Genomic DNA, 9,514 nt, shown 5'->3' with positions numbered 1-9,514 from the left:
CAGTCCTGCTCAAGCCAGCATGTTCGTCTTACCTTGCAAACCGGGGCGCGTTCATATAAGTAGGTCGCCCCTTCAGGGGCGAAACCTGGGGCCGTCGAACCATCGACAACGCCCAACCGCAGCTCCCACCCTCAGCCGGATCCTAAAGCACCCGCATAACCAACAACGCAGTGTCCTGCAAAACCTGCAGCACCCGATCAAGCGCCTCCTGCGCGGTCTCATCGCCAATCGGCATATTCACAGAGAGCGCGGCAATCACCTTGCCGTGGCGGTCACGCAGCGGTACCGCGATGCCGCGCACGCCGGTCTGCAACTGCTGCTCCAGCATGGCATAGCCCTGAGCGCCTGCCTTGCGGATCTCGTCGAGCAGGCGGTCGCGCTGCAGGATGGTGTACGGCGTGTAAGGTGCGAGCACGCAGGTCTCAAGCCATTCGCGCACCTGCTCCTCGGGCCGCGAGGCCAGCATCATCACGCCGGCCGAGCCCAGTGGGGCCGGCACCCGCGCCCCCAGCACGAAGCCGGTGCTCATGACGCGGCTGGTGCCGGTGCGGGCGATGAACACCAGTTCCCAGCCATCGAGCACGCTCAGGTAGGCCGCCTCGCCGACCTGGGCGGTGATCTGCTGCAGGAACGGCTGCACCGTGCGCGGCAGCCGTGCCGAATCGAAATACGACCAGCCCACCTTGAGCACGCGCGGCGTCAGGCTGAAGAGCGTGCCGTCGCTGGTGGTGTAGCCGAGGTGCTCCAGCGTCAGCAGGTAGCGTCGCGCGGCGGTGCGCGTCAGGCCGGTCAGTTGCGCCGCCTGCGTGGGCGTGAGGCGCGGATGGTCGTTGTCGAAGGCCTCCAGGATGGCCAGGCCTTTCTCCAGCCCGGCGATCCAGTCGCGCCGGTTCAGCGGTTCCTTTTCCATGGTTAACCCGAGTTTTGCGCGACCGACGATCGCAATGGAGCGATTGTCGCACGCCTGCGCGCGAATCTTGGTTGTTGACGGCCAGGATGGCTCCTAACCTATGGGCACATCGCCGCCAACTATCCATCGCCATGACTGCAGCGCCCAAGCCCCTTCCGAAATCGATCGCCACCGTCTCGCTCTCCGGCACGCTGCCGGAAAAGCTGGAAGCCGCCGCGGCTGCCGGCTTCGACGGCGTGGAGATTTTCGAGAACGACCTGCTGAACTTCGACGGCTCGCCGGCGGCAGTTCGCCGCATGGCGGCCGGCCTCGGCCTGCAGATCATGCTCTACCAGCCGCTGCGCGACTTCGAGGCCATGCCAGGCGACCTGTTCGCCCGCAACATGGCACGCGCCGAACGCAAGTTCGATGTGATGGAACAGCTCGGGGCGGAGATGGTGCTGGTCTGCAGCAATGTGCAGGACGTGGCCATCGACGACCCGGCCCGCGCCGCCGCCGACCTGCGCCAGATGGCCGAGGCCGCCGCCCGGCGCGGGCTGCGCGTGGGTTACGAGGCGCTCGCCTGGGGCCGCCACACGCGCCGCTGGCAGCAGGCCTGGGACATCGTGCAGCGCGCCGACCACCCCGCGCTGGGGCTGGTGCTGGATAGTTTCCATACGCTGTCGCTCGGTGACTCGCTGCAAGGCCTCGACGCCGTGCCGGCCGGCAAGATCTTCTTCGTCCAGCTTGCCGACGCGCCGCGCCTGTCGATGGACGTGCTGTCGTGGAGCCGACATTACCGCAACTTTCCCGGCCAGGGCGACCTGCCCGTGACAGACTTCGCCCGCGCTGTTCTGCAGGCCGGCTATACCGGGCCGTTGTCATTGGAAGTCTTCAACGACGACTTCCGCGCGGCGCCGGCACGGCTGACGGCACAGGATGGGCTGCGCTCGCTGATCTGGCTGGAGTCCGAGGCTGGCGGCACGCCGCTGCCCGCGCCGCCGGTGCTTGCCGGCGTGGATTTCGTCGAGTTCGCCGTCGATTACGTGGCTGGCCGCGAACTCGCGCAACGGCTGGAATCGCTGGGCTTTGCCCACGCCGGCCGCCACCGCTCCAAGGCGGTCGACCTGTACCGCCAGGGCGGCATCAACCTGATCCTGAATGCGGAGCAGGACACCGCCGCCGCCGAGCATTTCCAGTTGCACGGGCCGTCGGTCTGCGCCATCGGCCTGAGGGTGGACGACGCCCGGTGCGCCGTGGCGCGCGCCCGGGCATTGCTGTGCAAGGAGTGGCGCGAGCCGGTAGGCCCCGACGAGCGGGCGATTCCGGCGTTGCGCTCGCCCGACGGCATGCTGTTCCACCTGATCGACGACCACGACGCCGACCGCAGCATCTACGAAAGCGACTTCACGCTAGACGCGCCTGCAGAGGCCGCCCACCCCGGCGCCGGGCTGTCCGCCATCGACCATATCGCCCAGGCGCTGCCCGCCAACCGGCTCGACAGCTTCGTGCTGTTCTACCGCTCGGTGTTCGGCATGCAGCCAGAAGCCGTGCACGAGATCGCCGACCCGTATGGCCTCGTGAAAAGCCGCGCCATGGTCAGCCCCGAACAGCACGTGCGCATCCCCCTCAATGTGTCCGAGAGCGGCCGCACGGCCACCGGACGCTTTGTTGCCGCCTACGCGGGCTCGGGCGTGCATCACATCGCCTTCCGGTCGGACCATATCGAACAGACGCTGGAAGCGATCGACCGCACCCGCGCCGCAATGCTCCACGTGCCGGACAACTACTACGACGACGTGGCCGCGCGGCTGGCACTCGACGATGCGCTGCTCGGGCGCCTGCAACGCCTCGGCCTGCTCTACGACCGGGACGCCCACGGCGAATTCCTGCACGCCTATACCGAGCCGTTCCACGAACGGTTCTTCTTCGAACTCGTGCAGCGCGCCGGCTATCTCGGCTACGGCGCGGCCAACGCGTCGGTGCGCATGGCCGCGCAGGCGCAGCTGCGGCACGGGTGAACACCCTCGTCATCCCATCACAACATTCCCTACTGGAGACAGTCCATGCAAGACCCTTGCATCATTTCCGTGGCCATCACCGGTTCCGTGCCGCGCAAGAAAGACAACCCGGCCGTGCCCATTTCGGTGGCGGAACAGATCGAAAGCACGCACGCCAGCTATGAGGCCGGCGCCACGCTGGTGCACCTGCACGTACGCGACGAGCAGGAGAACTCGAGCTCCGACCCGGCGCGATTCGCCGCGCTGCAGGAAGGCATCCGCAAGCACTGCCCGGGCATGATCGTGCAATTCTCCACGGGCGGACGCGGCCGCGAGGCCAGCCAGCGCGGCGCCATGCTGGACTTGCGGCCGGACATGGCATCGCTGGCCACCGGCTCGGTCAACTTTCCCACCAGCGTCTACGAGAATCCGCCCGACTTCGTACGTGCGCTGGCCCGTACCATGCAGGAGTTCAACGTCAAGCCGGAGATCGAGATCTTTGACCTGTCGATGCTCTACAACACGGCGGAACTGGTGAAGGAAGGACTGCTCGCCGCACCGCCGCACGTGCAGTTCGTGTTTGGCATCCGCAATGCGCTGCCCGCGCGGCGCGAGATCCTGGCGTTCCAGGTCGAGCAACTGCGGCAGCTGTTGCCGGGCGCGACATGGACGGCCGCCGGCATCGGCCGGCACCAGCTGGAGGTCAATCACTGGACGCTGGAACTCGGCGGACACTGCCGCACCGGCCTGGAAGACAACATCCGCTGGGACAAGGACACGCTGGCGGCCAGCAATGCGCAACTGGTTGGCCGCGTGGCGCAGCTCTGCGGCCAGTATGGCCGGGCGGTGGCAACGCCGGCACAGGCGCGGGCATTGCTGGGGCTGGGCTGACGGTGAGGCCGGGGCGGTTACGTTGCCCCGACCGCCCGCCCCGGCAGCTCCCGCTCGCGGGCAGCCGCCACCGTGCCCCCCACGCCGCTGGCGGCGATCACGGCAACGCCGAGCACCGACCACGCATCGGGCAGATAGGCAAACGCCAGCCAGCCGCCAAGCATTGCAAACGCGATCTGCAGGTAGAGATAAGGCGTAAGCAGGCTGACCGGCGCGCGGGCATAGGCCAGGACCAGGAACAGGTGGCCGGCGGTGCCGGCGAGCGCCATGCCTGCGAGCAGGCCCCAATGCAACACCGTGAGCTGCGAGGTCCATGCGAACGGCAGTGCGGCCGACAGCAGCACGGTGGCAACGCAGCCTGTATAGAAGTGCGTGGTCCCGGCGCCGTCGGCGCGGGTCAGCACGCCGGTCAGCAACTGATAGGTGGCATTGCACAGCACCGTTCCCAGCGGCAGCAGCATCGCGGGCTGCAGGCTGCTGCCGGGCCGGATCACCACCAGCGCACCGGCGAATCCCGCCAGCAGGAAGAGCCACCGCACGGCCGACACACGTTCGCCGAGCATGGCCGCGGCGGCCAGCGCCATGACCAGCGGCGTCAGACTCACCACGGCGGTGAACTCGCCCACGGGCAAGACCTGCAGGCTGAAGAACGCGCACACGCTGGACAGCAGCATCGCTATGGCGCGTGCGCATTGCAGCAGCGGCCGGCGCGTGCGCAGCAGGGCCCGGCCGCGCGCGGGCAGCAGGACCGCGCCGGTCAGCGCCGCCTGCACGAGATAGCGCAGCCACAGTGCCATGACGACCGGCACCGCCGCGCCGGCGATCTTTGTCTGGGTGTCGAGAGCGGCGAAACATGCTACCGCCGCAATCATCAGCGCAATGCCTTGCAGTGGCCGGGTACCTGCCACGGCCATCCTCATTTGCTCCATGTCACAGGTTTTCCGTTGGCGTTGCACTCGATGAACAGGTTACTGATGCGACAGGAAACAATAATCGCATTGGCTGGAAAGTCAGAATGCGCTGCCAGCGAACAATCCGGGAATGGTGGCGTGCGTCAAGCCGTCGAGCGTGGTGCGGACGGCGATCGGGCGCCGACCATCCAGCAGGCCGCATTGAAGCGGACTTCAGCGCCGTGCACATAGGGATCGAAGGCAGCGCGGACCGTTTCCATGACCTGGTTGCGCGTCCGCTCGTCCACATCTTGAAGGACCCGGCCAACGGGACCGAGCCGGGTCAGGTAACGGACCAGCGCCGTCTCGGGAAAGGTGCAGGCGACGTCGATCGGCCGGATGTCGATCCCGGTCCAGCCGCTCTCTTCGAGAAGGCGACTGACACGGCCGCGGTCCGCGAAGGCGAACTGGCCCGGGGCGTCGGGCAGGCGGGCGGGGATGTTCGGCAGGAGCGGTGCCGCGGCGCGCTCGGCGGTGGTCATGAACGGATTTTCCTCCGGGCTGCGCCAGGCGATGAACCGTAGTCCGGCGCCATCCCTTGCCGCGCGCCGCAGGTTCGCAAAGGCCTGGACGGAGTCCTCGAAGAACATGACGCCGAAGCGCGAGACGATCATGTCGAAGCTCGCCGGCTCGAAGGCGTGGCGCTGCGCATCGGCGCGTATAAAGCTCGCCGGCGCGCCTTCCCGCTCGGCGCGAGCCCGCGCGGCTGTGACCATCGGCTCGGAAATGTCGATGCCAACGCAGCAGCCCTGCGCGCCGAGCCGCCGCGCGACGGCGCGGGTTGTGCTCCCCGTGCCGCAGCCGACATCGAGCACCCGGCGCACGGGGCCGGTGTGGACCGCATCGGCGAGCAGGTCTTCAAGCGGCTGGAACATCTGATCGAGCACTTCCTGCGCGTCGACCCACGCGCATCCGGCGATGCCGTTCCAGAGTGCCGACTGCTCGCTGACGGTACGGGGCGTGATATCCATGATCATCTCCTTTTGCTTGCCTTAAGGCATCCAGAGCTGCACTATGCATCTTCAAGTCGACTTGAGGTCAAGAGGGTGACAAACCTGGACATAGCCGAGGTGGCGCAGCAATCCGGCCTTCCCGCATCGACGCTGCGTTTCTATGAGGAAAAGGGGCTGATTGCCTCGACCGGCAGGCGAGGGCTGCGCCGCGTGTTCGATGCGAGAGTGCTGGAGCGGCTGGCGCTGATCGCGCTGGGACGCGCCGCCGGCTTCTCGCTCGATGAGATTGCGCTGATCTTCGCGTCGGACGGACAGCCGCGCATCGACCGGCAGATGCTTGCGGCCAGAGCGGACGAGCTGGACACCACAATCCGCAGACTGAGCGCCATGCGCGACGGCCTGCGGCATGCCGCTGCCTGTCCCGCGCCGAGCCACATGGAATGCCCCACCTTCCGCCGCATCCTGGAGGCTGCTGCGTCCGGTGCAGTTGGAGCGCGGAGGAAGAGGGCCGCGCCGCCACCGCGGAACTAGTTCCGGGTGCCCTGGCAGTGAACTGCGGCGCGGGGATTCTGCATGCTCCCGGAGAGCTGCTATGTTTAAAATCGGCCCGGGCACAATCAGAGCGAATGCATTCAGGAGACCTCATATGAGCGAAACCTCCATACAACCCGGGTCGCTGGCGCCGCTGCGTGAGTTCATCACCGCGCTGTCCGCCTTGCTCGACCAGAAGCCCGATGAGCCGCGCATCCTCGAAGAGGGCGGGGCGCTGCTCGCGCGCCTGGTCGCGCGCGACGATTGGCTGCCCGATGCGTATGCGCAGCCGCATCCCGAGTATTACCAGCAGGTGCTGCTGCACTGCGATTCCGCGGAACGCTTCTCGATCGTGAGCTTTGTCTGGGGGCCGGGCCAGCGCACGCCAATCCACGACCACACGGTGTGGGGCCTGATCGGCATGTTGCGTGGCGCCGAGTACTCGCAGCCGTTCGCGCTCGATGCGGCGGGCCGGCCCGTGCCGCAGGGCGAGGGCGTCCGGCTGGAGCCGGGCCAGGTGGAGGCGGTGTCTCCCACGGTCGGCGACGTTCATCGCGTGCACAACGCCTACGACGACCGCGTCTCGGTCAGCATTCACGTGTATGGCGCCAATATTGGCGCAGTGCGCCGTTCAGTCTATGCCGAAGATGGCACGCGCAAGGCATTTATCTCCGGCTATTCCAACCAGACCCTGCCCAATCCGTGGGACCGGTCCCGCGAGCCTGTTCAGTCATGACCTCCACCGAAAAGCAAGCCAATCCCATTTTCCCCACCTACACTCGCGAGGCGGTTCGCCAGGCGCTGCAGAACCGCGAGGAGATCGCGCTGATCGATGTGCGCGAGGAAGATCCGTACGCGCAGGAGCATCCGCTGTGGGCCGCCAACTTTCCGCTGTCGAAGCTGGAACTGGAGGCATGGGGACGCATTCCGCGCCGCGATACGCTGATTGTTGTCTATGGCGAGCATGAGGGAACCGACCTCGCGCCACGCGCTGCCGCAGTGCTGCGCGAGCTTGGCTACACGCGCGTGCATCTGCTCGAGGGCGGCCTTGCCGCCTGGATCGCGGGCGGCGGCGAGGTGTTCCGCGACGTGAACGTACCCAGCAAGTCCTTCGGCGAACTGGTGGAATCAAAGCGCCACACGCCGTCACTGCCGGCGCCGGAAGTGCAGGCCCTGATCGATGCGCATGCCGACGTGGTCATCGTGGATGCACGCCGCTTCGACGAATACCAGACCATGAGCATTCCCACTGCCACCAGCGTGCCCGGCGCGGAACTGGTGTTGCGCGTGCGGGAACTGGCGCCCGATCCGCGCACGCAGGTCATCGTCAACTGCGCGGGGCGCACGCGCAGCATCATCGGCACGCAGTCGCTGATCAACGCGGGCCTTCCCAATCCGGTGGCGGCGCTGCGCAACGGCACCATCGGCTGGACGCTGGCCGGGCAGCAGCTTGACCACGGCGCGAACCGGCGCGCTCCCGCAGCGGTCAGCGAGGCCAACCGCGAAAGCGCCCGCAACGGCGCCAGCGATATCGCTGCGCGTGCCGGCGTTCGCCGCATTCCGCACGACGCGGTCGCAGGCTTGCGGGAGCCGGGCCGCACCGTCTACTGCTTCGACGTGCGCACGCCGGAAGAATTTGCAGAGGGCCATCTGCCAAGCTTTGTCAGCGCGCCCGGCGGGCAGCTGGTGCAGGAGACCGATCACCATGCGCCGGTGCGCGGCGCGCGCATCGTGCTGGCCGATGATGATGACGTACGCGCCAGCATGACCGGCTCATGGCTGGCGCAGATGGGTTGGGAGACGTATGTGGTGGAAGCGGTCGATGCGTCGGCCCGTAGTGAGACCGGTGCCGTGCCCGCACCCGCGCCATCTCCCGCCGCGGTGCCATCGGTCTCGCCGTCGGAGCTCGCCGCCTGGCTCGAAGGCGGGGATGCCGTCGTGCTGGATTTCACTGCCAGTGCCAACTACGTCAGGCGGCATATCCCCGGCGCCTACTTCGTCATTCGTGCTCAGCTGGCGGACGCGCTGTCGCGCATTCCGCGTGCGCGCAGGTACGTGCTGACGTGCGGCACCAGCCAGCTCGCTCGCTTCGCCGCGGCGGACCTGCGGCGCGAGTCCGATGCGGAGGTGTTCGTGCTCGAAGGCGGCACGCTGGCGTGGATCGCGGCGGGGTTACCTCTGGAGTTAGGCGAGACGCGGCTGGCTTCGGCAAGGACCGACCGCTATCGCCGGCCTTATGAGGGCACCGATAACGCGCAGCAAGCCATGCAGGCCTACCTGGACTGGGAGTTCGGGCTGATTGCGCAGCTCGAGCGGGACGGGACGCATGGGTTTCGGGTGGCGTAGGGGGTGATTCAGGAGCCGGACCATGCCCAACTCCCACCTTCAGCCAGGCACGCTATGGCCGGCCGTCATGCGGCAAACCGCACATGCCTTGCGGATCGGGGCGTTGTGCCCGATCGAGACGGTCCAGTCGACGATCGAAGACGGCGGCGTGCGGTTCCTTGTGCGGCAGGTCTCCAGCCTGGCCCGCAAGGACAAGGCGCGCCGGGGCGGCAGTGCAGGGGGAAATCCGTTCCTGCCGTATGACCCCAAACTGTTTGTCGCGGAGATCTCCGATACCCACGTGGCATTGCTCAACAAGTTCAATGTCATCGACCACCACCTGCTTGTCATCACCCGACTCTTCGAAGCGCAGGAATCCTTGCTGACCGTGGCGGACTTCGGTGCGCTGCTGGCGTGCATGGGGGAATTCGCGAGCGTCGGCTTCTACAACGGCGGGCAGGCGGCAGGGGCGAGCCAGAGCCACAAGCATCTGCAGATCGTGCCGCTGCCGCTCGCGGAGGACGGGCCGCCAATGCCGATCAGCCCGTTGCTGGCATCGGCGCGTATCGCCGGCAGTACCGGTACCGTAGCTGGCCTGGCATTTCCGCATGCATTCGCGCCACTGGATCTGTCCGTGGCGCCGATGGACCAGATGGCACGCATGGCATGGGAGCGCTATCGGTCGCTGCTTGCGGCTGTCGGTGTCGATGCGGTCGACCTCGATGGCGAACTGCGCCAGTCGGCACCCTACAACCTGCTGGTCATGTCCGAGGGGCTGCTGCTGGTGCCGAGATCCAGGGAATGCGTCGAAGGCATTTCGGTCAATGCGCTGGGATATGCCGGCTCGCTGTTCGCTCGCGACGCAGCGCAGATGCGGACCATCGGCAGCATTGGTCCGATGAACATCCTCGGGCGTGCCGCGGAGTATGGCCCGTTCAAACGGGGGCCGTAAGGCGCCAAACGGCTGCCTGGCGA

The 9,514-nt window shown here is 67.2% G+C and carries 9 protein-coding genes; 6 read left to right on the top strand and 3 right to left on the bottom strand.

What is annotated here, in order from left to right; translation table 11 throughout:
- Nucleotides 1–142: 142 nt before the first annotated feature.
- On the bottom strand, nt 143–910 hold the full coding sequence (locus tag RM96_RS03385) for an IclR family transcriptional regulator domain-containing protein (protein ID WP_039007691.1): 768 nt from the start codon (nt 908–910) through the stop codon (nt 143–145).
- Nucleotides 911–1,041: 131 nt separating this feature from the next.
- On the opposite strand from RM96_RS03385, the gene RM96_RS03380 reads away from it, so the two are divergent.
- Nucleotides 1,042–2,910 (top strand): bifunctional sugar phosphate isomerase/epimerase/4-hydroxyphenylpyruvate dioxygenase family protein, encoded by a 1,869-nt coding sequence (locus RM96_RS03380; RefSeq protein WP_039007688.1) that lies wholly within the window; start codon nt 1,042–1,044, stop codon nt 2,908–2,910.
- A gap of 45 nt (nt 2,911–2,955) precedes the next feature.
- Nucleotides 2,956–3,780 carry a 3-keto-5-aminohexanoate cleavage protein gene (locus RM96_RS03375; RefSeq protein WP_039007686.1) on the top strand — a complete coding sequence of 275 codons (825 nt, stop codon included), beginning with the start codon at nt 2,956–2,958 and terminating at the stop codon, nt 3,778–3,780.
- 17 nt (nt 3,781–3,797) lie between these two features.
- Here RM96_RS03375 and RM96_RS03370 read toward each other — a convergent pair whose 3' ends face one another.
- Both RM96_RS03370 and RM96_RS03365 read right to left on the bottom strand, forming a co-directional pair.
- The gene (locus RM96_RS03370) at nt 3,798–4,709 is read right to left on the bottom strand and encodes a DMT family transporter (protein WP_238587066.1); all 912 of its coding nucleotides are present in this window, start codon (nt 4,707–4,709) and stop codon (nt 3,798–3,800) included.
- 125 nt (nt 4,710–4,834) lie between these two features.
- The gene (locus RM96_RS03365) at nt 4,835–5,701 is read right to left on the bottom strand and encodes a class I SAM-dependent methyltransferase (protein WP_039007705.1); all 867 of its coding nucleotides are present in this window, start codon (nt 5,699–5,701) and stop codon (nt 4,835–4,837) included.
- Nucleotides 5,702–5,776: 75 nt separating this feature from the next.
- Between RM96_RS03365 and RM96_RS03360 the strand changes: the two genes are divergently transcribed.
- The 4 genes from RM96_RS03360 to RM96_RS03345 all read left to right on the top strand — a co-directional run bounded on the left by RM96_RS03360 (nt 5,777) and on the right by RM96_RS03345 (nt 9,491).
- On the top strand, nt 5,777–6,214 hold the full coding sequence (locus RM96_RS03360) for a helix-turn-helix domain-containing protein (RefSeq protein ID WP_039007682.1): 438 nt from the start codon (nt 5,777–5,779) through the stop codon (nt 6,212–6,214).
- A 115-nt stretch (nt 6,215–6,329) separates the two neighbouring features.
- A complete protein-coding gene (locus RM96_RS03355) occupies nt 6,330–6,950 on the top strand; it encodes a cysteine dioxygenase (protein WP_039007681.1) in 621 nt (206 codons plus the stop codon).
- The gene (locus tag RM96_RS03350; RefSeq protein ID WP_039007678.1) at nt 6,947–8,560 is read left to right on the top strand and encodes a rhodanese-related sulfurtransferase; all 1,614 of its coding nucleotides are present in this window, start codon (nt 6,947–6,949) and stop codon (nt 8,558–8,560) included. The genes RM96_RS03355 and RM96_RS03350 overlap by 4 nt, the downstream gene beginning before the upstream one ends.
- Before the next feature lie 22 nt (nt 8,561–8,582).
- A complete protein-coding gene (locus tag RM96_RS03345; protein ID WP_039007675.1) occupies nt 8,583–9,491 on the top strand; it encodes an ATP adenylyltransferase family protein in 909 nt (302 codons plus the stop codon).
- Nucleotides 9,492–9,514: the final 23 nt, after the last annotated feature.

This window comes from Cupriavidus sp. IDO (assembly GCF_000812465.1).
Taxonomy (GTDB): Bacteria; Pseudomonadota; Gammaproteobacteria; order Burkholderiales; family Burkholderiaceae; genus Cupriavidus.
The sequence above is the reverse complement of the archived record's forward strand: the minus strand, read 5'-3'. Positions and strand labels throughout refer to the sequence as shown.

Excerpts from the sequence above, each read along its gene's own strand:
- RM96_RS03385 (WP_039007691.1), bottom strand. The coding sequence starts at position 910 with ATGGAAAAGGAACCGCTGAACCGGCGCGACTGGATCGCCGGGCTGGAG.
- RM96_RS03380 (WP_039007688.1), top strand. The coding sequence starts at position 1,042 with ATGACTGCAGCGCCCAAGCCCCTTCCGAAATCGATCGCCACCGTCTCG.
- RM96_RS03375 (WP_039007686.1), top strand. The coding sequence starts at position 2,956 with ATGCAAGACCCTTGCATCATTTCCGTGGCCATCACCGGTTCCGTGCCG.
- RM96_RS03370 (WP_238587066.1), bottom strand. The coding sequence starts at position 4,709 with ATGGAGCAAATGAGGATGGCCGTGGCAGGTACCCGGCCACTGCAAGGC.
- RM96_RS03365 (WP_039007705.1), bottom strand. The coding sequence starts at position 5,701 with ATGGATATCACGCCCCGTACCGTCAGCGAGCAGTCGGCACTCTGGAAC.
- RM96_RS03355 (WP_039007681.1), top strand. The coding sequence starts at position 6,330 with ATGAGCGAAACCTCCATACAACCCGGGTCGCTGGCGCCGCTGCGTGAG.
- RM96_RS03350 (WP_039007678.1), top strand. The coding sequence starts at position 6,947 with ATGACCTCCACCGAAAAGCAAGCCAATCCCATTTTCCCCACCTACACT.
- RM96_RS03345 (WP_039007675.1), top strand. The coding sequence starts at position 8,583 with ATGCCCAACTCCCACCTTCAGCCAGGCACGCTATGGCCGGCCGTCATG.